Here is a 26,419-nt window from a genome sequence, read left to right on the forward strand (position 1 = left end):
TTCGAATTACGTCGCGCTTGCTCCGTTGGGATTGAGGAGATCGACAAAGAGAGTGTAGCCGCGATGGGTCGCAAGGCTGAGCGCGCTGTCTTCTTTGTTGTTGCGGGCGTTAATGCCTGCACCCTTTTCGATAAGCAGGCGGCCGATGGACACGTCGCCTTCGACGGCGGCGAGCATGAGGAGGGTCCAGCCATTCTGGTTGGCCAAGTTGGGATCGAGGCCCTGTTCCAAAGCCGCGCGGAGACCGGCCTCGTCGCCGCGTTTGATCAGGTTTTGTGCGCCGCGATAGGTCATGAGCTACTCCGCTAAATGTTGGGGCTTTTCACCGAAGTGTTCGCCGAAGTAGAAGCGCTCGACGAGCATGCAGAGGATGTGCTCAAGGGCCAGGTGGGATTCCTGGATGTTCATCGTGGTGTCGGAGGGAACGATCACGTTGATGTCGGAGATGTCTTTCATCGCGCCGCCGTTGTTGCCGGTGTAGGCGATGGTGTGGACGCCGAGGGTGCGAGCACACTTCAGGGCCTTGATGCAGTTCTTCGAGTTGCCCGAGGTGGAGATCGCGAGGAGCACGTCGCCGGGCTGACCGAGGGCCTCCACCTGGCGCTCGAAGATGTGGTCGAAGTAGTAATCGTTTCCAACCGCGGTCATGATGCTGCTGTCCGTTGTGAGGGCAATGGCGCGGAGTGCCGGGCGGTCGATGGTGAGCCGCGCGACGAACTCGGCGACGAGGTGCTGAGCGTCGGCAGCCGAGCCTCCGTTGCCGCAAACGAGGAGCTTATGGCCGGACTTCATGGAGTCGGCGGTAAGGCGAGCGGCGGCGACGACGGCGTCGTGGATGGTCTCATCGCGGAGGACGCGTGTCATGGTGGAGATGGACTGGGCGAGCTGGCGTTTGACGATGTCGATCATGGTGCGTCCTCCCGGAGTGCACGAATGGGGGTTGCGAGCCTGAGCGTTCGCGGATTCATGTTGCCGAGTTTACGATGCGTGAAAACGATACATGAATTGCCTGGCTTTAGCGCAAGTACGCGTCGTCGCCTGTGATCCAGTCCTTGCGGGGCGGGGCGAAGATGTCGAAGTCGACGGTGTCTTCGAGCGCCTCGGCTGAATGGGGAACGTTGCCGGGAATGATGAGGATTTCACCCTCACGGATGATCTTTTCTACAGCATTTCCTTCGTCGCCGAGCAGGAAGCGAAGGGCTCCCTGGGTGATGTAGGAGATCTGCTCGTTGGGATGTTGATGGCGCGGAACGATGCAGCCTTTCTTGAGCTCGATGCGCGCGAACATGGATTTCGATCCGGTAACGAACTGGCGCGTCAGCAGGGGATTGAGCTGCGTTGCGGGGATGTCGGACCAGCGGGTGTGAAGCAGTTCTTCAGACATGTCCAAAGAGTATCGCAACCTTGGAGCAAAGGCATCTGCAGGCGGAACAGGATGTTGTAAAGTAGGGGGAACTGAACAAAAGCTGCAGGTCCGCGAGCGTTAGTATGCTCGCAGATCGAAACAAATTTCTGTGCCGCGGGGCGCGATTGCCGGCACATACACCAAATGGCTCTGATTTCCGACGAAGGTGATGGACGTATGGGTTGGATGAAGCAATGTTCCCCTGAGGCGGTCGGCGCGCGGAGATCGCGGCGGTCCCTGGGATCGGCTGCTCGCGGTGTGGCTGCGCGGACGATGGCTGCGCGGTGGCTGATGGCCCTTTTACTGTGTTGGGGCATGGCCGCGGGGATGGCATGGGCGCAGGCGCCCGCGTCAAGCCAGGCCGACAGGATTGCGGCGCTCGAGAAGACCGCCGGAGAGAACGCCACGGCGATCGCCAAGGCGCAGAGTGCAGGAGACAACGCCTGGATGCTGACCAGCGCGGCGCTGGTGCTGATGATGAGTGGGCCTGGGCTGGCGCTGTTTTACGGCGGCCTGGTGCGGAAAAAGAACATTCTCGGAACCATGATGCAGACGTTCGCGATGATGGCCGTGATTACGGTGCTATGGGCGTTCGTGACGTACTCGCTGGCGTTCGGAACCGGGAACGCGTTTATTGGCGGCTTGCACAACGTGTTTCTTCGCGGCGTGGGGCTCGACCCCAATCCAGCGTATGCCGCTACGATTCCGCTTCAGACTTACATGGTCTACCAGCTGATGTTTGCGATCATTACGCCGGCGCTCATCACCGGAGCGTTTGCCGAGCGAATGAAGTTTTCGGCGATGCTGGTGTTCATGGTGCTGTGGGCGATCCTGGTGTACTCACCGATGGCGCACATGGTATGGGGCGTGGGAGGGCTGCTGAACGCGACCGCGGTAGGAACCGGGGGACTGGCGGGACGGTTTCCGTGCCTGGACTTTGCAGGCGGGACTGTCGTGCATGTGACCTCCGGCGTAAGCGCGCTGGTAACGGCGATCTACCTTGGCAAGCGGCTGGGATTTCCGCAGAAGGCCTTCATGCCGCACTCGGTAGTGCTGAGCTTTATCGGAGCTTGCCTGCTGTGGGTAGGCTGGTTTGGATTTAATGCGGGGTCGGCGCTGGCGGCAAGCGGCTTGGCAACTTCTGCGTTTGTGGCCACCCACTTTGGGGCGGCCGCGGCTGCGATTGGCTGGTCGGTAGCAGAGTGGTTGCGCAATGGGAAACCTTCAGCGCTCGGAGCGATTTCGGGCGCGGTGGCAGGGCTGGTAGCGATTACGCCTGCCTCCGGATTTGTGACGCCGATGAGCGCTCTGTGGATCGGCTTGCTCGCCGGCATCTTCTGCTTCTTCATGGTCGTCGTTGTGAAGAATATCTTTGGCTATGACGATTCGCTGGATGCGTTTGGCGTGCATGGAGCCGGCGGGACCTTGGGAGCGATCCTGACCGGTTTCTTCGCGAGTTCGGTGATCAATCCGATCTTTGGAGCAGGGAAGGCGACCGGTTTCTTTGAGGGCAATCACGGGCAGGTACTCAATCAGTTGGTGGGAGTGTTAATCGCCTGGACGATTTCCATCGTGGGTACGCTGATAATTTTATTTGTAGTTGATAAGCTGATTGGCCTGCGTGTAAGTGAGGATGACGAACGCGCGGGACTCGACCTGTCGCAGCATGGCGAAGAGGGCTATGACTGGGAAGGCGGGTAGGCACGCGATGGATGCAGGAAGGAACGAGAGGCAAAGATGCAGAAGATTGAGGCAATCATCCAGCCGTCCAAGCTGGATGCGGTAAAGGATGCTCTGGTAGAGGCCGGTATCTCTGGGATCACGATCTTCGAGGCACGAGGGCATGGCCGCCAGAAGGGACATACGGAGTTCTATCGAGGTCGCGAGTATGCCGTCGACCTGCTTCCAAAGGTCAAGCTGGAGCTGGTTGTGTCGGATGAACTGAAGGATAAGGCCATCGACGCGATCATCAGCGTTGCGCGGACAGGACGCATCGGCGACGGCAAGATTTTTGTTTCAAGAATTGACGAGGCTATAAGGATTCGCAACGACGAGCGCGGAGAGATCGCGCTGTAAGGGGTGCAGCGACGAACCGACTATCAAACAACGCGAACGAGGGCGGCGGTGGGATGAATCCAAAGCCGGGGGGTTCGGCACGCGGGGTCTATGAAGAGCGCCTCGCAGAGATTCGCGGCAACTTTGAATCGAGCGGCGATGGACTGCAGGCAGCGGCCGCCCGCTCGGCACTGGTCGGCGGACTGGTGATGCAGTTTTGGGAGGAGCAGGTTGCCGCAAATCCGAAACTGGGTAAGGGAGTTGCCGTCTGTGCGATCGGCGGGTTTGGGCGCGGACAGCTGTTTCCTTACTCCGATGTGGACCTGATGTTTTCGGTGGAGAAGGGCTCGGAGAAGTTGGCCAAGGAGCCGATTCGAAGCGTTTCACAGTCGCTGTGGGATTGCGGCCTGCAGGTTTCCTTTGTGACTCGACCGCCGGGGGAGTGTGAGCGCCTGGATGTGGCGAATCCCGAGTTTGCCCTGGCGCTGCTGGACTTGCGGTGGCTCGGCGGGGATCAGGACGTGTTCGCCCGACTAAAAGAAAAGTGTGTCGCAAAGCTGAGGTCATGCGATGGCAAAGCGATCGGTGTAGAGCTGGCGAAGCTTACCAGCGAGCGCCATGCGAAGTTCGGCGACACGCTGTTTCACCTGGAGCCGAATATTAAGGATTGTCCCGGCGGCCTCCGGGATGCGAACGTCCGCCAGTGGCTGGTTGGGCTGCGGACTGGAAAGAATTCGCAGAACGTGGGGAACGCGGTGGCGTCGAGTCCCAGCAGCGAGGAATTTCAGGAAGCGGTGGCATTTCTAGCGGCCGTCCGTTGCTTCCTCCACTATCGCCATGAGTGCGACGACAATACGCTCGACTGGCAGGCACAAGATGGGGCAGCGAAGCACCGAATCGGGTTGCCGGGACCGGGGCACGGCAGTGTCGATGCAGCGTACTGGATGCGAGTGTACTTCCGTCACGCGCGGGTCATTGAGAAATGCTTGCTTCGGGAGGCGGAGAGTGCGGGGCTTGAGGTGGAAACTCCGTCGGTTGCGCGAAAGATTCGCGTGCCCGAGGAAGCCGGCTTCCAGATCAAGGCCGGCGTCCTGGATCTGAGGGAGACGTCTTCCGGTGGCGTGGATGCGGCGTACGAACCGGAGATCGTCCTGGCAGCGTTTCGAGCGATGGCGGAGAGTGGCGCGCGGCTCTCACAGAGCAGCGAAGAGCGGATTGCGAATGCTATTCCAAGACTGTCGTCGAACCTCGAAGAAGGGCCGGGGTTATGGAGGCAGCTAAGTGCGATCCTGGTTGGTCAGCGCGCGGGACACGCCTTGCGCGCCATGCATGCCCTGGGTGTGCTGGAGTTGATCCTGCCGGAGTTCCATGGAATTGATGCGCTGGTGATTCGGGACGCCTACCACCGGTATACGGTCGACGAGCATACGTTCGTGCTGATTGACACATTGCACGGCCTGTCCGCAGATCCCAAGAAAGACGCGCGCAAAGAGGTTGAGGAGTGGCGCGTCAAGTTTGGCGCGATCCTTGCAGAGCTGCAGAATCCAGGGCTTTTGTATCTGGCCGCGGTGCTGCACGACACCGGCAAAGGGCGCGTCAGCGAGAATCACGCGGCAGAGAGTGCGCGGCTTGCTCAAAGCGTGCTGAGTCGACTGGAGATGGATGCCTACGACGGTGGTGTGGTGATGCGGTTAATCGAGACACACCTTGAGATGTCGGCTGCGATGCGGCGAGACATCTTCGATGCTGAAACAGTTCGGGCGTTTGTGGGTAAGGTGCAGACGCACGAGTCGCTGCGTATGTTGACGCTGTTCACCTACGCCGATATTGCCGCCGTACATCCAGACGCACTGACGCCATGGAAGGCGGAGAACCTGTGGCGTCTGTACATTGCGACGGCCAATCAGCTGGACAGGAATGTTGACGAGGTGCGGGTGCACACGCGCGTGTCTGGAGGGGCGCTGGGCGGCTGGCGGAAGGATGAGAAGATCACCCGCGTGCTTTCGTTGGTGCCGGGCAGGGAAGCAGCGATGGAGCAGTTCCTCGAGGGCTTTCCGGAGCGATATGTCAGCACCCGATCTGCAGAGACGATGCGACAGCACTTCGAGATGACCCAACATTTTGCGGACGACTCGTTTCAGATGACCTTTCAGCATGGAGACACACGGTCCGGATCGGTGAGCGAGATTACGCTGGTTACCCAGGATCGGCCCCGACTGTTCGCCGGTATGGCGGCTGCTCTTGCTGCCTGGGGAATGAATGTAGTGACGGCCGACGCGTTCGCCAACCAGGCCGGTGTGGTCGTGGACACCTTTCGGTTTACCGATACCTTCAAGACCTTGGAGCTGAATGAGAGCGAGCGTGGCCGCTTCCTGTCGAGTGTGCGGGACCTGGTGGCGGGCCGTGCGTCCGTGGAAAAGCTGCTGAGCGGACGCCGCCGGGCAAAGCGGAGGCCACCCCTCGTCCCGGTGGAGACCAGGATCGAGTTCGATGAGACGGCGTCGTCGCACAGCACGCTCCTGCAAGTAATTGCGCAGGATATTCCGGGGCTTCTGCGAGCGATCAGCGCGACCCTGAGTGAGCGGGGGCACAACGTGGAAGTAGCGTTGGTCGATACCGAAGGCGAGACCGCGATCGATGTCTTCTATCTCACGACGGGAGGCAAACGGCTGACAGTCGAGCAGGAAAAGGAGTTGCATCAGGGGTTGATCGAAGCGATTGAGGCGAACAGCCGCTGAGACGACTCTCGCCATAATCCGGTTCACAATCTGCAAACTATTTTGTCCCTGAACAACCGCTTCAAGGGCTGCCGCATCACACGAGGGACAAGTTTTGAATTTGAGGAGCCACGAAAGGTTGGCTAAGCGTCTGGCTTTTATGGCCGATTATGGGCCGAATCTCATAACCTAATGAGATCAAAGGGTTCCGAGAACGTATACTGAGCATCATGACCCAAACTTCCAACCAGATGGCGACCATGGGTGAGCCGACCAAGGCTCAGCAGCAGAGTGACCGTTACCTTTTCGGTAACCTGGAAAGCTTTGGAAAGAACCGCCAGATGGTGCAAGAGGTGAACTGGGGAAGCAGCCAACCTGAGGGTGTGGTGCTGGCTTCCCTGGATGCCGCTGTTAATTGGGTACGAAAGAATTCGATCTGGCCCATGACCTTTGGTTTGGCATGCTGCGCCATCGAAATGATGTCCATGGGTGGATCAAGATACGACATTGCAAGGTTTGGCGCAGAAGTCTTCCGGCCGTCGCCGCGGCAGAGCGATCTGATGATCATCGCGGGCAGGGTTTCGCAGAAGATGGCGCCCGTCATTCGCAGGCTCTACGAGCAGATGCCCGAACCAAAGTGGGTGATTTCTATGGGCGCATGCGCGACTTCTGGAGGCGTTTTTAATAACTACGCGCTCCTGCAGGGGGTTAATCAAGTAATACCGGTCGATGTGTACGTGCCGGGATGCCCGCCTCGGCCGGAGCAGTTGTTGTACGCGATCACGCTTTTGCAAGAGAAGATTCAGGCCAGCCGCGGAACGGTTCGGCAGACGCTGAATCTGGACTGAATGCAGAGTTTCTGGACTAAAATGGCCTGTATTCGGACCTTAACAGAAAGGGTTCATCTCGAAATCAGGAACAAGGACGGGATGGAGTTGCTGTAGCGTTGTTATGTGAAGAACTGGGTGCTTTGGGGCTGCTGAAGATTTTTATTGCACGATCGGGCATTCGAGGTACACTTTTCGGGAATGGTTATAGGTATAGTTAGAAGGCTAACCACTAATAAATAACCATAGAACATTGAATTAGAAGCTTGACTTGGAGGATCGTCGAATGTCTTATCGCCCATTTCGCAATATCGGCCGGTTGGCTCTGGCTGCATGTGCGGTCACTTTTGGAGTAGCCATCGCGGGTGCGCAGAGCACAATGCCCAACGCTCCCAATCCATCGCGTGTAGACATATTCACGGGCTACTCCTACTACGGATTGCACAGTCTTAATCAGCCCTCTGGTGAACAGTTTGGCTCCGTAGATGAGGGCGCCATCGGTAGCGGCGCTTACTATTTCAACAGGTATTTTGGCGGCGAAGTCGCTATGATCGCCAACCCCAACGGCAACGGTGACGGCTTTTACGGCTATTATGCCGGCCCGATCTTCCGCCTTCCGATGCAGAACTACACGCTCTTTGCGCACGGTATGGTAGGCGGCGTTGATGGCGTTGGACCCAACAACCCCGGCGGCGTTGGCTACAACCCGTACCAGTGGGGTGTTGGCTTAATCGCTGGCGGCGGTATGGACTACGATCTTCCTTTCTTCAATCATCGCCTCGGTCTGCGCCTGTTTGAGGCGGATTATCGCTACACGCACATTGACTTCGGTCCGGCAAATCCGGCGATCTACCTTCAGGGCGGACGCGCAAACCTGTCCGGCGCGGAGCTGAGCACCGGTCTACTGTTCCACTTCGGCAGCATAGTCCCACCGCCGCCGGTTACCTATGCCTGCGCAGTGACGGCGCCGACGGGAACAATCTATCCTGGCGACCCGGTCACGGTCACCGGTACAGCGACCAACCTACGCCCCAAGAAGGACGCGCACTACACGTGGACCTCGGATGGCGGTACGGTATCGGGTGAGTCCAATGTTGCGGCGATCGACACCAAGACGCTTTCGGCCGGAACTTACACGGTCAAGGGTCACGTTGAGCAGGGTCCAAAGCCCGGCATGTTCGCAGATTGCACCGTGCCGTTCACTGTGACGGCATTCCAGCCGCCGACCATCTCCTGCTCGGCGAATCCAAGCACTCTCAATGCGGGTGATCCTTCCACCATCACGGCTGCTGGCGTAAGCCCGCAGAATCGTCCTCTGACTTACAGCTACAGCGCTACGGCTGGATCGATCAGCGGCAACACTGCTTCGGCGACCCTGTCGACGGCCGGTGCGGCTCCTGGCACGACGATTACCGTGACCTGCAACGTAGTTGATGACAAGGGCCAGACTGCCTCCGCGCAAACGACGGTTACGCTGAACGCGCCGCCGCCGCCGCCGGCACCTGTGACCCAAAGCCTGTGCACCATCACCTTCGACAAGGACAAGGCACGCCCAACCCGTGTGGACAATGAAGCCAAGGCTTGCCTTGACGACATCGCCCTGACGGCGCAGCGTGACACGACCGCGAAGCTTGCGATCGTTGGTAACTCTGCTCCTGTGCCGGTTCGCGGTAAGTCGACCCCGAAGAAGGAACAGATGGCGACTGACTGGGCCAACAAGCGCGCTGCAGAGCGTGCGGTCAACGAGAAGAACTACCTGGTAACGGAGAAGGGTCTGGATGCCTCGAGCATCTCGGTCTACACCGGAACTGCGGGAACCAACTCGGCTGCCACCACGCTGATCCCTGCCGGAGCAACGCTTGACCAGACCGGACTCACCCCAGTGGATGAGACGGCGGTCAAGGCTGTGCCCCGCAAGGCAGCGGCTCCTCGCCGCCGCCGCAAGGCGGCAGCAGCAGCGGCCACGATGTAAACCTGCCTCAATAAACCTCAACGGCCGGCCGGGAGCGATCCCAGCCGGCCGTTGTACTTTAAGGGTGAACAATCCTGCCTGCCTCGCGCTCCGTCCGGACGCATCAGGCTAGATAAGTCCCGCTCCCTTCGTGCGTGCCGAATGGACGAGGTTTAGGTTAGCCTTATGGAATAGGAGCAATTTGTTGAAAAGTCTGAAATCCCTGTCCCTGCGTGTGCTTGCTGCCCTCGTCCTGAGTGGGACATTTGCCCTTCCGATGCATGCTGCGGCGAACTGGTTTCCCTTAGGACCTTATGGCGGAGATGCGCGCTGTTTCGCCGCGGATCCTGGAAACTCGAAGCATCTCTACCTGGGGACCGCCAGCGGGTGGATCTACGAGTCGCGTGATGGCGGAGGGACCTGGTCGCGCCTAAGTCAAATTCGCGATCGCAACGACCTAATCATCGATCACATTCGCACCGACGCCAGGAACCCACGGCGCCTTGTTGTTGGCGCGTGGATTGTCGATCATCCCGATGGCGGAATGTTCATCAGCGAAGACGGCGGCAAGACCTGGAATGACGTTCCCCAGATGCATGGTCAATCCGTGCGGTCGCTGACGCGGTCGGATTCCAACCCCGACGTGATGGTCGCGGGAACGCTGCAGGGGGTGTTTCGTACCATCGACAACGGCTTGCATTGGAACCAGATCAGTCCGGCCGGAAGCACAGAGATTCATGAGGTACAGTCGGTCGCGATCGACCCGAAGAATCCGCAGATCATCTATGCCGGCACATGGCATCTGCCGTGGAAAACCGTCGATGGCGGAGCTCACTGGGAAAACATCAAGCAGGGAATCATCGAAGACTCGGATGTGTTCTCAATCCTTATAGACCCAACCCAGCCCCAGACCGTTTATCTAAGCGCGTGTTCCGGAATCTACAAGAGCGTTAACGCGGGCGCCCTGTTCAAGAAGGCGCCGGGTATTCCCTCGGCAGCTCGTCGCACCCGCAAGCTCCTACAAGATCCAGGTCATCTGTCGACGGTATATGCAGGCACTACACAAGGGCTCTATCGCACGTTGGATGCTGGTCAGACCTGGGGCCCCTTGACTCCTGACAACGTGATTGTGAACGACGTCTATGTCGATCCGAAGGACTCTGGACATGTCTTGCTGGCGACCGACCACGCAGGGGTTCTGCGCAGTGACGACTTTGCCGCAAGCTTTCACCAATCAAACACGGGATTTTCGGCACGCCAGGTGGTGGCATTCGCGACCGATTCCATTCACCCTGCCGTGGTCTACGCCGGTGTGGTGAACGACAAAGAGGAAGGCGGCGTCTTCCAGAGCGTCGATGGCGGTGTTCACTGGCGGCAGGATAGCGTAGGTCTGAACGGACGCGACGTGTACAGCCTTGCTTCGACGCCTGCAGGCACGCTGCTCGCCGGAACCACCCACGGAATCTTTCGACTGGAAGGCGAGATCTGGGTGAACACAGGCCAGTGGCTCAAAAATGTATCGCACGAGAAACGGCCGGCTGCCAAATCTGCAGTACCTTCGCGCGATGATAGTCGCCTGACGAACCAGCCCATGGTCGATTCGATCGTCTATTCCATGGTTTCGGACGGAAACGTCTCGACCTTTGCCGGAACGTCCGACGGTCTCGTGCACAGCGAGAACGATGGCGTTGCGTGGACTCCGATGTCGACGCTACATATGGGCGAGGTGCGCTTCTTTGCCGTGGAGCGGGGAATCATGCTGGCAGCGGGCCTGAAGCGGATGTCGCTCTCCACGAACGGAGGCGCTCGATGGGCATCCCTCGCACTGCCTGCGGCGCTCACACAGATCTCCGCCGTTGCCGTCGATGGCAACATGAATCTCTGGGTGGGCGGCCGGGAGGGCGTCTTCTATTCGTCAGACAGTGGCGCCACGTGGCGGCCAATCCACAACCTGGAGATTCCACAGGTAGACGGAATCTACTTCGATCGCACCGGCAATCGGATACTGCTGACCACAGCCAACTCGACAATGGTCTTTGCGGTTCAGCTTCCAGATCACACGGTCCGATACTGGGAAACCGGTTGGAGGCTGCGCTTTGCACGGCCCATGGGCACCCATCTGCTAGCCGCCACCTTGTATGACGGCGTCGTTATTCAACCGAAGATGGTGGACTCGGAGTTTGGTAAGCAGTTCTCCGGGACTGCGCCTAAGGCAAGCAGTGCTGGAGCGGGCTCTCAATAGCGCTGGAACCGGCGGCACATAACGGCGCTAGAATAGAGAAGTATGGAAGCAACTATGTCCACGCCACGCCCACGCCACTCGTTTCAGACCGACGACCCTTCGCTTGAACCCATTGCGAAGAAGGTTCAGGCAGGAAAGCGTCTCAGCTTCGATGACGGTCTTACCCTGTATCGCAGCGGAGACATCCTTGCCGTCGGCTGGATGGCGAATCTGGTGCGTGAGCGCATGCATGGCGATGTCGCGTACTTCAACGTGAATCGGCACATCAATCCTACGAACGTCTGTATGGCGTCGTGCAGGCTTTGCGCGTTCGGCAGAAAGAAGGGTGAGGCCGACACTTACACCATGGCTCTGGAAGAGGCATGGGAGACAGCCGGCCAGGGGCTCACAGAGGCGGTCACCGAGTTTCACATTGTTGGCGGTCTGCATCCTGATCTACCGTTCGAGTACTTCATGGACCTCGTGCGAGGCTTGAAAGAGCGCTACCCTAAGGTCCACATCAAGGCCTTCACGATGGTGGAGATTTCCTTCCTGGCAAAGATTGGAAAGATGTCGATTCCAGAGGCGATCGAGCGCATGAAGGCAGCGGGCGTGGACTCCTGCCCTGGCGGCGGCGCCGAGATCTTCGCTGACCGCGTGCGTCATATTATTTGCGACCACAAGATCGACGGCGGCGAGTGGCTGGAGACGGCTCGGTTGCTGCACAAGGCTGGTTTGCGATCCAACGCGACGATGCTCTACGGTCACATCGAAAACGATGAGGATCGTGTCGACCACCTGCTCAAGCTGCGCGAGGTGCAGGACGACACCGGCGGATTCCAAACATTTATTCCGCTCAGCTTTCATCCGGACAATACGGCGCTCGGGCATCTACCCAAGTCCAGTGGCATGACGGACATTCGGCAGATTGCCGTCAGCCGCTTGCTATTGGATAATTTCTCACACATCAAGAGCTACTGGCAGATGGTGACGCCGAAGATGGCGCAGATTTCGCTGCGTTTCGGCGCGGACGACATCGACGGAACGGTTGTGGAAGAGAAGATCTATCATGACGCGGGCGCGAATACGCCGCAAGGCCTGCGGCGCCAGGATCTGGTCCGACTCATCACCGAGGCAGGGCGCATTCCGTTTGAGCGCGACACCCTCTACCGCGCGGTAACACGCAGCGAAGACAGCTTCACCGTCGCGGTGTAGCGAGGGCGGCACTAAGACCTTCTGCGCATGTATTGAAGACCATTTAGCCGAATCAGCGCTGAACGGATTGCGATGGTGACGTTGATGATGGGTGAAGAAGGTGGGCATCACACTACGTCCGTATCGCGTGAATGATCTGGACGCGATGCATGCGTTGGATGTGGAGTGCTTCGATAAGCCATTCCGCTTTTCCCGCGGCGCGATGCGACGTTTTGCCGAAGCGAAAAAAGCGCGAGTGGTCATTGCGGAAGATAACGACGCGTTGGTGGGCTTCGTCATCCTGGATATCGAGGAAACCGAAGAGGGGCGGTTCGGCTACATCGTCACGTTAGATATATCTCCAGGATATCGACGTAGGGGCGTTGCGGGGCAGTTGATGGAGCAAGTGGAGCGAGAGGCTCTCCGTGAGGGCTGTGCTGCTGTTGTGCTCCATGTCTTCACCGGAAATGAGCCGGCGATACGTTTCTACGCCGGCCGCGGTTTCGTGCGGTCTCATCGGGAGAATGATTTTTATGGTCGGGGAATCGATGCGTGGGTATTCCACAAGCCTCTGCATTCAGCCGACGAATGATGTCGAAATGCGGCCGATCCGTACCGTCTGCGATACATTGAGGTCATCAGAATTTTTCAGGAGACTAGGATGCAACTTGGCTCTGCGCTGGTAGCGATCATGTTGGGCGGGTACGTAGGAACGATGAGTGCTCAAACAGTAGCAATTCATGGAGACAACGGGGTCGTTCTTGGGCCTCCGCCGGCTGTCACCGTTAAGCCGGTGACCGAGGATGTTGGCGGTCATAAGATTACCGACAACTATCGCTGGCTGGAAGATCAGAAGGCTGCAGATACGCGAGCCTACATCCAGGCACAACAGCAATACGCCGATACCTATTTTGCGCAGATCAAACCGCTGCGAGAACGGCTGGTGACGCGGTTGACCGAGATGCAGCGCGTGGACTCGGTGACTCCGCCGACAGAACGACACGGCCGGCTCTTCTACACCAAGCGCCTGGCGGCAGAGAATCAGGCTTCTATTTACTTCCGCGATGGACTCGAAGGACCCGAGATCAAGCTGATCGACGCGGGCACGTTGAGCGCCGACGGCAACGCATCAGTGAGCATCTCGGACGTCTCTTCGGATGGCAAACTGTTGGTCTACGGCGAGCGTCGTGGCGGGGCCGACGAAGAGTCAATCCACCTGCTGGATGTGGACACCAAGCAGACGCTGAGCGACATGCTTCCACTCGCCCGCTATATGGGTGTCAGCCTGAATGGCAAAACGCTTTACTACTCCAAGATCGTCACCAGCGGAAGCAGCGCGGTGTTCTCGCATGCTCTGGGCACACCCGCCGACAAAGATGTTGAAGTCCTCGCAGGCAGTTATAACCGGGAGCAGCTGGGTCCGCTGGATCTGGTGGGATGCCACGTCTCTGAGAACGGGCACTGGCTGATTGTGACGATCGCCCACGGTGTGCCGTCGACGCGCGAAGACATCCTGCTAGAGGACCTGCGTAAACCCGGCGCGAAGCTCGAACCGTTGGTTTTCGGAATTGACTCTCGTTTCCAGTTGCATCTTGACGGTGATCGCATGCTTGTCAGCACGGACTTTGGCGCTCCTAATGGCAAGGTGCTGCGGGCAAGTCTTGGGGATCCGACAACGAAGAGCTGGCCCGTGGTGATTCCCGAAGGCAAGAGCCCGATCGACGAAGTCTCGATCGCTGGAGGAAAACTATTCATCGGGCGTCTGGTCGACGTGAAGTCGGAAACCACTATATACAGTCTCGACGGAAAGAAGCTTGGCGCGATTGCCTATCCGACGATCGGAACTGGAACGGTGGTGCGAGGGCGCGCCGATTCTAAGATCGGGTTTTATAACTTTTCCTCGTTCACCGTGCCGCCGACAATCTATCACTATGACATTGCGACCGGAAAATCGACGGTGTGGAACCGGGAGCAGGTGCCCTTCGATTCCGACAAGTATGAAGTGAAGCAGGTCTTCTACACCTCGAAGGACGGAACGCGCGTGCCCATGTTCATCGCCGGTCGCAAAGGCCTGGTGCGCGACGGAAGCGCGCCGGTCATGATGACCGGCTATGGCGGATTTCTCGTCTCCGAAACGCCGAGCTTCAATGCGAAGTATGCCTGGTGGATGGAGCAGGGCGGCTTCTTCGCGCTGCCCAACATGCGCGGTGGCGGGGAGTACGGTGAGACCTGGCACAAGGCTGGAATGTTTGAGCATAAGCAGAATGTCTTCGACGACTGGTATGCCGCGGCGGAGTATCTCATCGCGAATAACTACACCACCAGCAAAGGGCTGGCAATCACGGGCCGGTCCAATGGAGGCTTGCTCATGGGCGCGTCCATGACGCAGCGCCCGGACCTGTTTGGCGCCATCTTCTGCGGATATCCGCTGCTCGATATGTCGCGGTTCCAGAGGTTCCTCGTGGGACGCTGGTGGACGACCGAGTATGGCTCCGCCGAAAATTCGCAGCAGTCTGACTATATTCTGAAGTACTCGCCCTATCAGAACGTACGACCCGGTGTGAAGTATCCTGCGATCATGTTCTTTACCGGCGACAGTGACACCCGTGTCGCTCCTCTGCACGCGCGCAAGATGGCGGCGCTCATGCAGGCGACGGTGATGGCCGAGCCAGAGGCCGACCGCCGGCCCGTCCTTCTCCACTACGACGTGAAGAACGGACACAGCGCCGGGATCAGCGTCGATCAACTGGTCAGCGACATGGCGGATGAAGTTGGTTTTCTCTGGAATGAAACGGGCGGAAAGTAGCAGCGGCTGGCAGCAGAAGAATTACCGCCGCAGCGGCATTAGCAGGGCATCGTAGCTGCGATGAAAGCGCAACACGGCAGCCCACTCGCCGCCGCGGTCATCCTGCCAGACGATCTCACCGCCAAGCAGCGCTGCGATCTCAGCCGGCATCAGGTCGCGGCTCACGGCAAACTCCTTGCCCCGGCGTGTGTTGGGATGGCTCATCAGGTAGCTGCGGAAAGCCGGCGACACGAAGTGCGACGTGAAGACAATGGCAGTGTCATAGCGCTCGGGCTCCTGCGCGGCCTTTCGAATCTGCGGTAGCGTAAAATCGTCGATCGATATCCCCTTGATCGGAGTTTTTACATAACCGAGCTCCGGACGAAATAAATCAGCGGCAACCGGCCACGCGGTGAGCACGGTCGCGTCCGGATAGTGTTGGGCGACGAAATCGATCGCCTCCTGATGCACCACGATCATGTCGCGATAGGTGAGGTTGTCCTCAGGAGCAAAGGACGTGGGCGGATTCACCCAAAGCGCGCTGACGAATGCGACGCCAGTCGCGGCCGCGAGGAAGGGCCAGCGTCGGGTGTGGGTTCGCCATAGATCGACGCAGACAATCAGGATGAGCGGATAGATGGGCAGCAGGTAACGAGTCAGCAGCGCCCCTCCCAGCACCGAGAAGGCGAGCCAGTTAGCGACCACCAGCACGGCAATCGTAGTTCGAGCGCTGGGCGTCAGTGACCTCGGAGCATCATCTCGTCGCGCCAGAAAGAGGCAGGCGAGCGCAAACACAATGGGCATCCAGATATTGCGCTGCCAGAAAAGATGCAGAAAGCGATAGCGCACCGCCTGCAAGACATGCGCGGCAGTGAGATTGGCGGTCGCGTTGTAGCGGAGAAATTCCGGGTTGCCAAACGTAAAGCCGGTGACATGGTGGTGGTACGCAAACCATGCCACAAGTGGGAGTAACGGAAAAGAAAGGGCGGCGATCCAGCCGAGACGACGGCGCCGCAGCAAAGGGTTTTGCCAGTCACGAAAAAGCAACGCCAACTCGAGTGCGCCCAGTGCTGCCGGCTCAAGAATAGAAGTCTCCTTCGACAGCGCGGCCAGCGAGAAAAGTGCAGCCACGGAAAGATATCGCGGGGCATCACTGGTCGCGCCCGGAAGATAAAGCGCAAAAGCCCAGAGCGTAAAGGCTGCGGCGAAGATGTCGGCATGGGCCAGCGAGCTCTGCGCAAACCAAATTGGATAGACGGCCGTGAGTAGCGCGACCGTGACGGCGGCTGGCACGTCTAGCAGCCGCTGCGTGAGCCGGAAGATGGCGAGAAGACCTGCAGCCGCGAAGGCGCACACCAGTAATCGCGTGGCCACAATATGGTAGCCAACGATATGCCACAAGCTGCCGAGCAGAACATTTGGCAGGGGCGGGTGGGCGTTGGTGAAGTGAGGAACCAGTTGGCCGGTATGGTAAAAGTCCAGGGCCGCCGGAATGTAGTAGCCGCCCTCATCCCAGAAGTAGGGCAACTGCAGCAGCGTCAGGTGGCTGATGGCAACCGCTGCGAAGAACAATAAAAACAGGAGGAGTCCGGGCAGAGCCGCGAATTGGGCGCACGCCTGGCGAACTCGATCGGAGGGAGATTCCACGATAGTTAGTGGACGGGACCGTTGGAGGGAACGGCGAAGCGCTGAACGCCAGGCCCTTCCAAGGAAATCGTTCCGAAGCTCTGCTCGTACTGGGCAACGTTGTGGTTCAAGACGTTTGCCAGTGCCTTGGCCTGCTGCGGGCTGAGGTAGATACCCTGAAAGTTATCCACGCGCACCTGGTCTGGCGTCTCCTGCTCGAGCGTCCCGAATACCAGGAAAAAATCCCAAATGGAGAGGCGTACCTGGACGCTATTGGCATAGGAATCGCGGTAATCCGCTGATTTTTCAAGCGTAATTCGCGTGTTATCGGGTTGCGTGATGGTCTGGCTCATGTCGCTGCTTTCCGGATACTGAATACTGGTGCGGGAGAGGGGACTTGAACCCCTACGCCTTTCGGGCACAGGCTTCTAAGACCTGCGTGTCTGCCATTTCACCACTCCCGCGATCAATCTAAGCCTAACGGCTTGCGGGGCGGCTTGCAACGGAACGTCGGAATTGCCCTATTTTGATTGGTTGCGCCGACATCGCCGCGCATCTCATGAAGCAATACGAAGGAACTTGAAAATTGCCCCCAACTTTTGCTGCCAGATTCCGTATCCATGATTAGCAGTACGAGCGTCAATCGATGAAGAATCCGGGCGTAGGGAAGATAGGGCCTAGCGAAGGACGGCAAACCGCCGATGAACTCTGGGACGGCTGCTTAGGAGCCGGCGGACGGGATGGCGTCCGGAGCAAAAGGGTTGCGTCCAAACCGTATCCTAGTGCATCCTATTCAAGAAAGTTGATAAAGGAACACTCAATTATGGCAAATGAATTTGTAAGCGTGATCAAGCCGACCAGCAAGTCCGCCGGCACCGAAGGCAAAGGCAGAGCGTATCCTGTTCTCCCAGTTAGGGATACGGTTCTATTCCCGCATGCAGTTTTGCCGTTGACGGTTGGCAGGGAAAGCTCTATCCAGCTGATCCAGTCGCTGGGTGAGGAGAAGACCATCCTGGTCGTAGCTCAGCGCGACGCACGCCAGGACTCGCCCGAGGGTGGCGATCTGCACCAGGTAGGCACCCGCGCGACCGTCCACAAGGTCGTCAAAATGCCCAACCAGAGCCTTTTTGTGTTTACTGAGGGCATGGAACGCGTCCGCCTGGGCGAATTTGACCAAACACAGCCGTTTCTGACGGCAAATTACACCGCATTGGACGAGGTTATTCCCGAGCATTCGCCCGAGGCCGAAGCTTTGCAGCGGAACGTTCTCGCGCAATTTCAGGAGATTGTTACGTCGTCTTCGACCCTTTCGGACGACCTGCAGACCATTGCACTGAATATCGAGGAGCCGTCGCGCCTGGCCGACTTCATCGCGGCCAGCTTGCCCTTCCTCACCACGGCCGAGAAGCAGGAGCTGCTCGAGACCTCCAATGTGAAGACGCGGCTGGAGATGATCAACAGCTACCTCGCCAAGGAGCTGGGCGTTCAGCAGCTGCGCAACAAGATCCAGAGCGAAGTTCAGGACTCAGTTCAGCAGTCCCAGCGCGACTTCTACCTTCGCGAGCAGATGAAGGCCATCCAGAAGGAACTGGGCGATCTCGACGAGACCCAAAAGGACGTTGCTGACCTCAAGGAGAAGATTGAAGCCGCCGGCATGCCGGAGGAGACCAAGAAGGATGCCCTGAAGGAGCTCGCCCGCCTGGCGCGGATGAATCCCGCGGCGGCAGACTACTCGCTCACACGCAATTATGTGGAGTGGCTAGCGGTTCTGCCCTGGTCGAAGAGCTCGTCCAGTGAGGTCGACATCAAGAAGGCCAAAGAGTTCCTCGACGAGGATCATTATGGCCTCAAGAAGGTGAAGGACCGCATCCTCGACTACCTGAGCGTCCGGCGTTTGAAGCCGGATATGAAGGGGCCGATCCTGTGCTTCGTCGGGCCTCCGGGCGTGGGCAAAACCTCGCTTGGTCGCAGCATCGCGCGCGCCCTTGGACGCAAATTCTCCAGAATTTCGCTCGGCGGTATGCACGACGAGGCGGAGATCCGCGGTCATCGCCGCACCTACATTGGCGCGCTCCCAGGCCAGATCATCCAGCACTTGAAGCGCGTCGAAGTTAACGATCCCGTCTTCATGCTGGACGAAATTGACAAGCTGGGACGCGACTTCCGTGGCGACCCTGCGAGTGCGCTGCTCGAGACACTCGACCCGGAACAGAACAACACCTTCCGCGACAACTACCTCGATCAGCCCTTCGATCTAAGCAAGGTGCTCTTCATCTGCACGGCCAACCAGCTGGACACGATCCCGGCCCCTTTGCTCGATCGCATGGAGATCATCGAACTCACCGGGTATACCGAAGAGGAGAAGGTCAACATCGCCGAGCGCTACTTGATTCCGCGCCAGATCAAGGAGAACGGCATCGAGCCTAAGGAAGGCCAGGACGCGATCATCGAGTTTCCGACCGCGAGCGTAGGCCTGATCGCGCGCCATTACACGCGAGAAGCCGGTGTGCGGCGCCTGGAGCAGCTTATTGGCACTGTCTGCCGCAAGACGGCGCGCCAGGTTGCCGAAGGTCGCACCGAGAAGCTGATCGTCACGCCTGAGGTCATCCACGAATTTCTGGGCGGCATCAAGGTGCGCGTCGACACCGAAATCGCCGAGCGGACTAAGCGTCCCGGCGTAGCGGTCGGTCTCGCCTGGACACCGGCAGGCGGCGATGTGCTCTTCATCGAAGCCAACAAGATGAAGGGCAAGGGCGGCTTCACCATGACGGGCCAGATCGGCGATGTCATGAAGGAGTCCATGCAGGCGGCCCTCACGTGGGTGCGGTCAAACGCGCTCTCCTTAGGGCTGGATGACGATGTGCTCAAGGACATCGATCTGCACATCCACGTGCCTGCGGGCGCGATTCCGAAGGATGGCCCAAGCGCAGGTGTCACCATGGCGACAGCGCTAGTCTCCCTGCTGCTGGATCGGCCGATTCATCCGCTGCTGGCTATGACGGGTGAGATTACCCTGAGCGGCAACGTACTGCCGGTTGGTGGCATCAAGGAAAAGTTCCTTGCGGCCAAGCGGGCTGGCGTGCGCGATGTGATTCTGCCGATCGACGTGAAGACCAACGTGGAAGAGGATCTGTCCGCCGATCAGATTGACGGTGTGACGATCCACTATGCCTCGCGGATTGAAGACGTACTGGATGTTGCCTTGCCGAAAACTATCGGCGAGGCAGCCCAGGACGAAGAAGTTCGTGAAGAGGTCCTCGCCGCGGTAGAGTAAGTGGCTTTGCCTTCCAGCGGTCCGTAGAGCCCGCCGCGCGGTATGCTCGGAGTGTGGATAGGACGTTGACCCAAGACGAACGACTGCTGCTGATCGATACCTGCGGAGAGACCGCAGGTATTGCGTTAACTTGTGGCGAAGAGGTATTGGCCACTCGGGATCTCGCCCGCGGAAGCGCCTCGGCAGAGATTATCGACGCCATCCGCCGGCTTCTGCAGTCGCAGCCAGGAAGCCAGCTGCGGAATCTTGATGCGATTGGCATCGTTCATGGACCGGGATCGTTTACAGGCATACGCGCTGGCCTGGCGACAGCCAAGGGGCTTTGCGAGGCTGCGGCACTTCCCATGGCAGCCGTCTCCCGCCTGGAGGTTTTGGCGAACGCAACCGGTCTGGCTGATGGCTATGCTGCACTCGACGCCGGACGCTCTGAGGTCTACGTGCGCGAGGTCAGCACAGGTCGCGAGTGGCTCTGCACCACCGGCGATCTCCAACGACAGTGCCATGGTGAGCGGATCGCTTTGGCGGAGAGCCGTCTGGTCGATCAGCTACAAGGCTGCGAAACAATCCTCCATACCCTGCACGCATCGGACGCTCGGGGCGCGGTCTTACGCAAGCTGCGCATGGGTGGAAGCGATGTCGCGCTTACGGACGCCAACTACGTCCGGCAGGAGAGCGACATCTACCGGAAACCAGCTGGGGCGGTCGGTTGATGTCCGCCGATTGGCTAATACGGTGCGCGTCACCCGCTGATCTGGATGCCATACTTGCAATCGAACAAGCCTGCGCTGAAGCGCCGCATTGGACCCACCCCCTATGGCTGGCAGCTCTCAGCGGCGAGCAGGGGAGCGAGCCCCAGCGCGCGAGTTTTGTGGCGGAAAGCAACGGAGGCATCGTTGGATTTGCCGTTGCCAGCCGTACGGGTGAGTTGGCGGAGCTCGAGAGCGTGGCTGTCTCCCCGTCGGTACGCCGCAAGGGTATCGGCAAGGCGCTTTGCCAGCAGGTGATGGATTGGTCGCGAAACGGAGCAAGCGAGCTCGAGCTCGAGGTCCGGGCATCGAGCGACGGTGCCTTGGCGCTCTACCGCTCGCTCGGGTTTCTGGAGCAGAGCCGCCGCCGGGAATATTATCGCAACCCGACCGAGGATGCCGTGCTGATGGCTGCTCGGCTATAACGTCAAATGCTGCATACGATCAAGGTCACCACACTTCGCAGAAGGTTGAGGGGCGCGAAGGTATAATCGTTGCCTATGGTTCGGGATGGACTTTATTACGGAGTTTCGCTGCTGGTCGTCGCAGTAATCGTTTATTTTGGGACGCATTGGATCAGTCTGACGGCGATTCCATTCCTGCTTGCGGTGTTTTTTCTGATATTTTTCCGTGATCCAGACCGCGAAATCCCTGCCGGACCTGGTCTGATCGTCTCCCCCGGTGACGGCAAGGTGGAAGAAGCGGAATGGATTGAGACCACGGCGGGCGCCCGATTCCGCGTCAGCATCTTCCTCAGCGTCTTCGATGTACATGTCAATCGCGTGCCAATCAGCGGCAAAGTAACACTAATGGAGTATCGCGAGGGTCAGTTCCTGAATGCCATGAGTCCGGAATCAGCAATCCTCAATGAGCAGACGCTGATCGTGATCGAGGATGGGGAAAATAGCGTTAGCTTCAAGCAAATTGCCGGACTTTTGGCGCGACGCATTATCTGCAATGTGAAGACCGGCGACGTCGTACAGCGCGGGCAGCGGATGGGCATGATCAAATTCGGCTCCCGCGTGGATGTGCTGATGCCTGCTGATGTCGAACTCCGCGTGAAGCCGGGCGATCGCGTGCAGGGTGGCAAATCCATATTGGGTGTGCTGCCGGGTTATGGTGAGGACACGGCGAAAAAATCCTCCTATGGACGGAGCTAATGGCCGAGGCTGAGGCGCAACGAATGCATCCAGCGCGGCGCGGCATGTACGTGCTGCCGTCGCTGTTCACCTCAGGCAGCATCGCGCTGGGGTACTACATCATCATGCAGAGCATCCGCGGTTCGGTCATGGCCGACCCCGCATTGTCCGCCGCTGCATTCGATCACGCGTCTCTCGCGATAGCCTTTGCGATTGTCTTCGATGGATTGGATGGCCGCATCGCCCGCATGACTAATACCTCCAGCGCCTTCGGCAAAGAGTTGGATTCGCTCGCCGACGTGATCACGTTCGGCGTTGCTCCCAGCCTGCTCGCTTACCTCTGGGGAGTGCGCCAGCTCCCGCCCTCGATCCATCCCGAGATTGAAGCGCGCGTGATGCACTTCGGCGTAGTCGTATGTTTTCTCTTCCTGATTTGCGGAGCTTGCCGCCTGGCGCGCTTCAATATCAGCGTCAATCCGCAGCCCCGCAATCCCGGACGACCTGGCCGAAAATACTTTGTCGGCATGCCAATCCCCGCAGGCGCAGGCGTCCTCGCTGCCGTCATTCATTTTGAGGGGGGGTCGCCGGTCCACAACTTGTGGCTCTCGCTGGTATGGCTGGCGCTGGTCGCGTTCGTTGGATTTCTCATGGTCAGCAGCTGGCGTTTCTGGAGCGGCAAGGAGATCGACACCAACACGCGCAAGCCGGGCCGCTTGCTGGTTTTGTTAGTCGTGGTGATCGGCATCATTGTTGAATGGGATCAAATCGCCTTATTGGTCATCGCTCTCGGCTACCTGGTTTCGGGGGTGATGGCGCGGCTTGCATACTCCTGGAATCGCCGATTCCATGCGGTTTGATCGGTAGAGAGCTGCATCAAAAAGCAAAAGAGGACTAAAGATGGCTGGGAAAACATGGCGCGGAGCAGTTGTCGGCGCGTCGGCGCTGCTGGGTAAAGAGCTTGCCGAAGAGTTGAGTGGTGCCACAGAAGTTTTGTGGGATATCACGCTATTCGACGCTGAAGATGCCGGTGGAACGATTACAGCGGCAGGCGATGAGGCCCTGGTCATCCAGACCATTGCAGCCGATTCGTTCGTCGGCATCGATGTGGTTTTCTTTGCAAGCGAAGGTGCGACGGCGCTGCAGTTTTGGAAGGCCGCCCATGCAGCCGGAGCAGCCATCGTCGACCTCACGGGTGCACTCGAAGGGCAGCCCCACGTTCAAGTGCGTTCACCGCTCGTCTCAGGTGGCGCCAGACCCGACCTGGCAACGATCGCCGAGGTGTCAGCTCAACCAGCGGCGATTATGCTTGCGCTCGCAAGTAAGGCATTGAGTGCGGTCGGCCTGGAGCGCATGGCCGCCACCGTGTTGCAGCCAGCGTCCCAACTTGGAAACGCAGGAGTGGAAGAGGTGCATCAGCAGACCGTGAGCCTGCTGTCCTTCAAGCCATTGCCGAAAGATGTCTACGATGCACAAGTGGCGTTCAATCTGTTAGCGTCTCTCGGATCAGTGGCGAAGGCGAATCTTGAGAATACCCGCGACACCATTCGACGCCACATCGAGATTCTAACCAGCAAGGATGCGGCTGATTCTGTCGCGTTGCAATTACTCCAGGCTCCGGTATTTCATGGCTACACAGCATCGGTGTTTGTGGAGACCTCGCAGCAGATGGACGAGAAGGCCCTGCGCAAGATGCTCGTCGAAGGTCAGCCCCAGTTTCTCGAGGATGAGTCTCCGAGCAATGAAATCGCTGCGGGGAAGGGTGAGGTCCTCCTGCGTGTCACCGCGTCTGAAAGCAAGAAGGGAAGCGCGTTCTGGTTGTGGATGGCAGCCGACAACCTCCGCCTTTCCGCACGCAACGCCGCTGCCTGCGCCCTGGAACTACTGCAATTGAGGCCGGCAAGTGGCGTTCAGTAGCCTTGTAGGCTGACGACCGCGTACCTACTCTCGTATGCTCTGGAATGGATATTGAAGGAGGCCATCAACATGCAGCTATTAGGACTAGCAAAGAGCGCGAGCGTGGGCGCGGCGCTGATTAGCGCGACGTTGCTTCTGGCGCATTCCCAGCAGGGTGCGACGCCATCTACGCCACCCGCCGCTCCCGTCATTCAGGCTTCGCCAGAAGTATTAAATCTGGACGCACTGGCCGCGCAGGGCGAAGCGCTCCTGGCCAAGGCGCGCGCAGGAAACGGCAGCACAGGAATCACGCTCGCGAACTATAAGGGCCACTACACGATGCTGACCGCACGCACCAAAAGTGGTGGCGGCGAGCTCCATCAGCACTATGCCGATTTCCTTTTCGTGATAGCGGGCGAGGGAACCGAGATGACGGGTGGCACATTGCTCAACCCGAAAGATCAACCCGATGGCGAAGTGCGCGGTACAGGCCTCGACGGAGCAACCCCCCACGTATTGCATAAAGGCGATGTCATTCACATCCCGGCGGGCACGCCACACCAGGCCATCGAAGCGCCGGGCCAGACCATCACCATCTACGTCGTCAAGGTGCGTGAGCCCGAAGCGCAGCCCTAGTAAAACGTGAGGAATTGAGTATGAAGATAGTGCAGATGGCGGACGCCGTTCGCTACCCAACCATGACAAACGCCGAATTGCGAGAGACGTTTCTGCTCGAGGACCTCTTTCGCGCAGGAGAGATCGAAACGCGCTATGTCGACCTGGATCGAGCCGTCATTGGCGGCGCCGTTCCGACGAATTCAACCTTGACCCTCGAAACGCAACCGGAACTTCGCGCCGATTATTTCCTGGAGCGTCGTGAGTTAGGTGTGTTGAACGTAGGCGGTTCCGGCACCGTTTCCGTGGATAGTGCTTCCTTCGCGATGGAGAAACTCGATTGCCTTTACGTCGGTCGCGGCAGTAAATCCGTGACCTTCGCAAGCAGCGACGCCACCAAGCCCGCGGTGTTTTACCTGCTTAGCTATCCCGCCCACGCGGTCTATCCAACCACTCTGGCCAAGTTCAACGATTTAGAGCCGGTCCATCTTGGCTCCGAGGAAACTTGCAATAAGCGGTCGATCTATAAAGCGATCTTCCTCGACGGAATTCGCAGCTGCCAGTTGGTGATGGGTTTTACTCTGCTCGCACCCGGATCAAACTGGAACACGATGCCGCCGCACACGCACATGCGCCGCAGCGAGGTGTACTTTTACTTCGATGTAGATCCGTCGCAGCGCGTGCTCCACCTGATGGGGCCCGCCACCGAGACACGCCACCTGGTCGTGCGTGATCGAGAGGTAGCGATATCGCCGGGATGGAGCATCCACGCCGGCGTCGGCACAAAAAGTTACGGCTTCTGCTGGGGCATGGGCGGCGAGAATCAGCGATATGACGACATGGACCTTCTGACGATCGCTGACTTAAAGTAAACCGTCCCGGAGAGGAAGTCGGCGCCGACGTTCATCCAGTCGGCTCGCTCGAATTGGAATCGGCCGCAAGGCTATGCGATACTAAACCTGAGTAGAGCTACCGATTCTCAGTCGCGACTTGCGATATCGATTCAAGAATCAGTAGCTCCTCACGCCTCAACCTGCACAATCGCGCAGGGCCGGGCCGGGATGGCGGAACTGGCAGACGCAGCGGACTCAAAATCCGCCGAGGGCAACCTCGTGGGGGTTCGACCCCCCCTCCCGGCACCAATCAATTCAACAGTTTGGCTTCAGTTCACGGTCGCTAAGGGTGGCGTGACAGCTTCCGTGACAGTAGTTACGAAGATTTCGTCCATTCGATCGGCGACTTCATTCCTAAGTGACGGAATCATGTGTGAGTACGTATCCATGGTCAGCTGATAACTTGAATGACCCAAGGTCTCTTGAACGAGCTTCGCTGCAACTCCCAGCGATAGGAGAAGCGTTGCGCAGGAGTGACGGAGATCATGGAAGCATCCTCGGCGTGATCACCCTTGCTTTGAGCGGATTCATCGCCTGGTATGCCTATAAGATCACTGCGCCCCAACGTTTCTTACCGGAATCGGCAGAGCCCGAACTCATTAGCTAGTCCCGCAAAAAAGAACGGTCGCTCATTTTCTGATTGGGCCAAGTGCCCTCCAGCCCCCATGAGAGGCTGCGGACTCCGCCAACCGTCCGTGAAGTCAGGTTTTCGGCAAGTTCGACCCGCTATTTGCGAAACGCCGTGCGCATGCGCATTCCCACAATGAGTGCCAAACCGTCGACGCAGTTCGGGATCGGAAATCAGTGACGATTAATTGGCTGGCTGCAAGTTAGGACAACTCAGAAGGAGGGGCGTTGGAGGCATATCGGCACCCGCCTGTAAAGTCGGGTTTTCGCCAAGTTCGAGACGTTGTTTCCGAAAACGCCGTTTTGCGGGAGCGAGTTTGGTATCGTTCTGATGAAAGGTTGAGTGGCTTTCCTTCGGAGGCGGGCAATGAAACGACGGCCGTTATTGCTTCTTGGAGCATTGAGTCTCCGCCCATTGCTTCGAGAATACATCGGGCATCCACGATGTCCC

The 26,419-nt window shown here is 58.7% G+C and carries 22 protein-coding genes, 2 tRNA genes and 1 pseudogene; 18 read left to right on the forward strand and 7 right to left on the reverse strand.

The features are described 5' to 3' along the window. Positions 1–6: 6 nt before the first annotated feature. The 3 genes from GSQ80_RS05425 to GSQ80_RS05435 all read right to left on the reverse strand — a co-directional run bounded on the left by GSQ80_RS05425 (position 7) and on the right by GSQ80_RS05435 (position 1,384). Positions 7–294, reverse strand: coding sequence for an ankyrin repeat domain-containing protein (locus GSQ80_RS05425; RefSeq protein WP_158786645.1), 288 nt, complete (start codon positions 292–294; stop codon positions 7–9). Positions 295–297: 3 nt separating this feature from the next. Continuing rightward, complete coding sequence (gene gmhA, locus GSQ80_RS05430; RefSeq protein ID WP_158786646.1) at positions 298–909, reverse strand: D-sedoheptulose 7-phosphate isomerase; 612 nt, start codon at positions 907–909, stop codon at positions 298–300. A 106-nt stretch (positions 910–1,015) separates the two neighbouring features. Next, positions 1,016–1,384, reverse strand: a complete 369-nt coding sequence (locus tag GSQ80_RS05435) for a cupin domain-containing protein (protein ID WP_158786647.1) — start codon at positions 1,382–1,384, stop codon at positions 1,016–1,018. Between the two features lie 336 nt (positions 1,385–1,720). Between GSQ80_RS05435 and GSQ80_RS05440 the strand changes: the two genes are divergently transcribed. The 9 genes from GSQ80_RS05440 to GSQ80_RS05480 all read left to right on the forward strand — a co-directional run bounded on the left by GSQ80_RS05440 (position 1,721) and on the right by GSQ80_RS05480 (position 15,176). Then, positions 1,721–3,106: an ammonium transporter gene (locus GSQ80_RS05440; RefSeq protein WP_305794642.1), complete on the forward strand. Its 1,386-nt coding sequence runs from the start codon at positions 1,721–1,723 to the stop codon at positions 3,104–3,106. A 36-nt stretch (positions 3,107–3,142) separates the two neighbouring features. Next, a complete protein-coding gene (locus tag GSQ80_RS05445; protein WP_158786648.1) occupies positions 3,143–3,481 on the forward strand; it encodes a P-II family nitrogen regulator in 339 nt (112 codons plus the stop codon). Positions 3,482–3,534: 53 nt separating this feature from the next. Next, positions 3,535–6,198, forward strand: a complete 2,664-nt coding sequence (locus GSQ80_RS05450) for an HD domain-containing protein (protein WP_158786649.1) — start codon at positions 3,535–3,537, stop codon at positions 6,196–6,198. A gap of 320 nt (positions 6,199–6,518) precedes the next feature. Beyond that, positions 6,519–7,025: an NADH-quinone oxidoreductase subunit B gene (locus GSQ80_RS05455; protein WP_216850159.1), complete on the forward strand. Its 507-nt coding sequence runs from the start codon at positions 6,519–6,521 to the stop codon at positions 7,023–7,025. A 265-nt stretch (positions 7,026–7,290) separates the two neighbouring features. Then, positions 7,291–8,976, forward strand: a complete 1,686-nt coding sequence (locus tag GSQ80_RS05460) for a hypothetical protein (RefSeq protein WP_158786651.1) — start codon at positions 7,291–7,293, stop codon at positions 8,974–8,976. 184 nt (positions 8,977–9,160) lie between these two features. Further along, the gene (locus GSQ80_RS05465; RefSeq protein WP_216850148.1) at positions 9,161–11,197 is read left to right on the forward strand and encodes a hypothetical protein; all 2,037 of its coding nucleotides are present in this window, start codon (positions 9,161–9,163) and stop codon (positions 11,195–11,197) included. A gap of 54 nt (positions 11,198–11,251) precedes the next feature. Next, the gene (gene mqnE, locus GSQ80_RS05470; RefSeq protein WP_254059458.1) at positions 11,252–12,391 is read left to right on the forward strand and encodes an aminofutalosine synthase MqnE; all 1,140 of its coding nucleotides are present in this window, start codon (positions 11,252–11,254) and stop codon (positions 12,389–12,391) included. 91 nt (positions 12,392–12,482) lie between these two features. Beyond that, complete coding sequence (locus tag GSQ80_RS05475) at positions 12,483–12,962, forward strand: GNAT family N-acetyltransferase (RefSeq protein ID WP_158786653.1); 480 nt, start codon at positions 12,483–12,485, stop codon at positions 12,960–12,962. 69 nt (positions 12,963–13,031) lie between these two features. Continuing rightward, positions 13,032–15,176, forward strand: a complete 2,145-nt coding sequence (locus GSQ80_RS05480) for a prolyl oligopeptidase family protein (protein ID WP_158786654.1) — start codon at positions 13,032–13,034, stop codon at positions 15,174–15,176. 21 nt (positions 15,177–15,197) lie between these two features. On the opposite strand, the gene GSQ80_RS05485 is transcribed toward GSQ80_RS05480, so the two are convergent. The 3 genes from GSQ80_RS05485 to GSQ80_RS05495 all read right to left on the reverse strand — a co-directional run bounded on the left by GSQ80_RS05485 (position 15,198) and on the right by GSQ80_RS05495 (position 17,245). After that, complete coding sequence (locus tag GSQ80_RS05485) at positions 15,198–16,802, reverse strand: glycosyltransferase family 39 protein (protein WP_158786655.1); 1,605 nt, start codon at positions 16,800–16,802, stop codon at positions 15,198–15,200. Between the two features lie 5 nt (positions 16,803–16,807). Next, positions 16,808–17,134, reverse strand: a complete 327-nt coding sequence (locus GSQ80_RS05490) for a DUF3467 domain-containing protein (protein WP_158786656.1) — start codon at positions 17,132–17,134, stop codon at positions 16,808–16,810. A gap of 26 nt (positions 17,135–17,160) precedes the next feature. Then, a tRNA-Leu gene (locus GSQ80_RS05495) sits at positions 17,161–17,245 on the reverse strand. Between the two features lie 359 nt (positions 17,246–17,604). On the opposite strand from GSQ80_RS05495, the gene lon reads away from it, so the two are divergent. The 9 genes from lon (at position 17,605) to GSQ80_RS05540 (ending at position 25,590) form a co-directional block, all read left to right on the forward strand. After that, positions 17,605–20,055, forward strand: coding sequence for an endopeptidase La (gene lon, locus GSQ80_RS05500; protein ID WP_158786657.1), 2,451 nt, complete (start codon positions 17,605–17,607; stop codon positions 20,053–20,055). Positions 20,056–20,120: 65 nt separating this feature from the next. After that, the gene (tsaB, locus tag GSQ80_RS05505; RefSeq protein ID WP_158786658.1) at positions 20,121–20,765 is read left to right on the forward strand and encodes a tRNA (adenosine(37)-N6)-threonylcarbamoyltransferase complex dimerization subunit type 1 TsaB; all 645 of its coding nucleotides are present in this window, start codon (positions 20,121–20,123) and stop codon (positions 20,763–20,765) included. Continuing rightward, positions 20,765–21,226, forward strand: coding sequence for a ribosomal protein S18-alanine N-acetyltransferase (rimI, locus tag GSQ80_RS05510; RefSeq protein ID WP_158786659.1), 462 nt, complete (start codon positions 20,765–20,767; stop codon positions 21,224–21,226). The genes tsaB and rimI overlap by 1 nt, the downstream gene beginning before the upstream one ends. 75 nt (positions 21,227–21,301) lie before the next feature. Next, positions 21,302–21,961, forward strand: coding sequence for a phosphatidylserine decarboxylase family protein (locus GSQ80_RS05515; RefSeq protein WP_158786848.1), 660 nt, complete (start codon positions 21,302–21,304; stop codon positions 21,959–21,961). Next, positions 21,961–22,797, forward strand: coding sequence for a CDP-diacylglycerol--serine O-phosphatidyltransferase (pssA, locus tag GSQ80_RS05520; RefSeq protein WP_254059459.1), 837 nt, complete (start codon positions 21,961–21,963; stop codon positions 22,795–22,797). Before GSQ80_RS05515 ends, pssA begins: the two co-directional genes overlap by 1 nt. 40 nt (positions 22,798–22,837) lie before the next feature. Beyond that, complete coding sequence (locus GSQ80_RS05525; RefSeq protein ID WP_158786660.1) at positions 22,838–23,854, forward strand: Asd/ArgC dimerization domain-containing protein; 1,017 nt, start codon at positions 22,838–22,840, stop codon at positions 23,852–23,854. 69 nt (positions 23,855–23,923) lie between these two features. Next, positions 23,924–24,469 carry a hypothetical protein gene (locus tag GSQ80_RS05530; RefSeq protein WP_158786661.1) on the forward strand — a complete coding sequence of 182 codons (546 nt, stop codon included), beginning with the start codon at positions 23,924–23,926 and terminating at the stop codon, positions 24,467–24,469. A gap of 20 nt (positions 24,470–24,489) precedes the next feature. After that, a complete protein-coding gene (gene kduI / locus GSQ80_RS05535) occupies positions 24,490–25,320 on the forward strand; it encodes a 5-dehydro-4-deoxy-D-glucuronate isomerase (RefSeq protein WP_158786662.1) in 831 nt (276 codons plus the stop codon). 183 nt (positions 25,321–25,503) lie between these two features. Further along, positions 25,504–25,590 (forward strand) — tRNA-Leu (locus GSQ80_RS05540). Between the two features lie 20 nt (positions 25,591–25,610). On the opposite strand, the pseudogene GSQ80_RS05545 reads toward GSQ80_RS05540, so the two are convergent. Continuing rightward, positions 25,611–25,820: pseudogene (locus GSQ80_RS05545) on the reverse strand (hypothetical protein); the annotation flags it as partial. Positions 25,821–26,419 lie beyond the last annotated feature (599 nt).

Source organism: Granulicella sp. L46 (assembly GCF_009765785.1).
Lineage (GTDB): Bacteria > Acidobacteriota > Terriglobia > Terriglobales > Acidobacteriaceae > Granulicella.

Coding starts and splice junctions, on each gene's coding strand:
- GSQ80_RS05445 (WP_158786648.1), top strand. CDS start 3,143: ATGCAGAAGATTGAGGCAATCATCCAGCCGTCCAAGCTGGATGCGGTA.
- kduI (WP_158786662.1), top strand. CDS start 24,490: ATGAAGATAGTGCAGATGGCGGACGCCGTTCGCTACCCAACCATGACA.
- mqnE (WP_254059458.1), top strand. CDS start 11,252: ATGTCCACGCCACGCCCACGCCACTCGTTTCAGACCGACGACCCTTCG.
- GSQ80_RS05525 (WP_158786660.1), top strand. CDS start 22,838: ATGGCTGGGAAAACATGGCGCGGAGCAGTTGTCGGCGCGTCGGCGCTG.
- GSQ80_RS05490 (WP_158786656.1), bottom strand. CDS start 17,134: ATGAGCCAGACCATCACGCAACCCGATAACACGCGAATTACGCTTGAA.
- GSQ80_RS05435 (WP_158786647.1), bottom strand. CDS start 1,384: ATGTCTGAAGAACTGCTTCACACCCGCTGGTCCGACATCCCCGCAACG.
- pssA (WP_254059459.1), top strand. CDS start 21,961: ATGGCCGAGGCTGAGGCGCAACGAATGCATCCAGCGCGGCGCGGCATG.
- GSQ80_RS05440 (WP_305794642.1), top strand. CDS start 1,721: ATGGCCGCGGGGATGGCATGGGCGCAGGCGCCCGCGTCAAGCCAGGCC.
- GSQ80_RS05455 (WP_216850159.1), top strand. CDS start 6,519: ATGGTGCAAGAGGTGAACTGGGGAAGCAGCCAACCTGAGGGTGTGGTG.
- gmhA (WP_158786646.1), bottom strand. CDS start 909: ATGATCGACATCGTCAAACGCCAGCTCGCCCAGTCCATCTCCACCATG.
- GSQ80_RS05450 (WP_158786649.1), top strand. CDS start 3,535: ATGAATCCAAAGCCGGGGGGTTCGGCACGCGGGGTCTATGAAGAGCGC.
- lon (WP_158786657.1), top strand. CDS start 17,605: ATGGCAAATGAATTTGTAAGCGTGATCAAGCCGACCAGCAAGTCCGCC.
- GSQ80_RS05515 (WP_158786848.1), top strand. CDS start 21,302: ATGGTTCGGGATGGACTTTATTACGGAGTTTCGCTGCTGGTCGTCGCA.
- GSQ80_RS05530 (WP_158786661.1), top strand. CDS start 23,924: ATGCAGCTATTAGGACTAGCAAAGAGCGCGAGCGTGGGCGCGGCGCTG.
- GSQ80_RS05460 (WP_158786651.1), top strand. CDS start 7,291: ATGTCTTATCGCCCATTTCGCAATATCGGCCGGTTGGCTCTGGCTGCA.
- GSQ80_RS05425 (WP_158786645.1), bottom strand. CDS start 294: ATGACCTATCGCGGCGCACAAAACCTGATCAAACGCGGCGACGAGGCC.
- rimI (WP_158786659.1), top strand. CDS start 20,765: ATGTCCGCCGATTGGCTAATACGGTGCGCGTCACCCGCTGATCTGGAT.
- GSQ80_RS05480 (WP_158786654.1), top strand. CDS start 13,032: ATGCAACTTGGCTCTGCGCTGGTAGCGATCATGTTGGGCGGGTACGTA.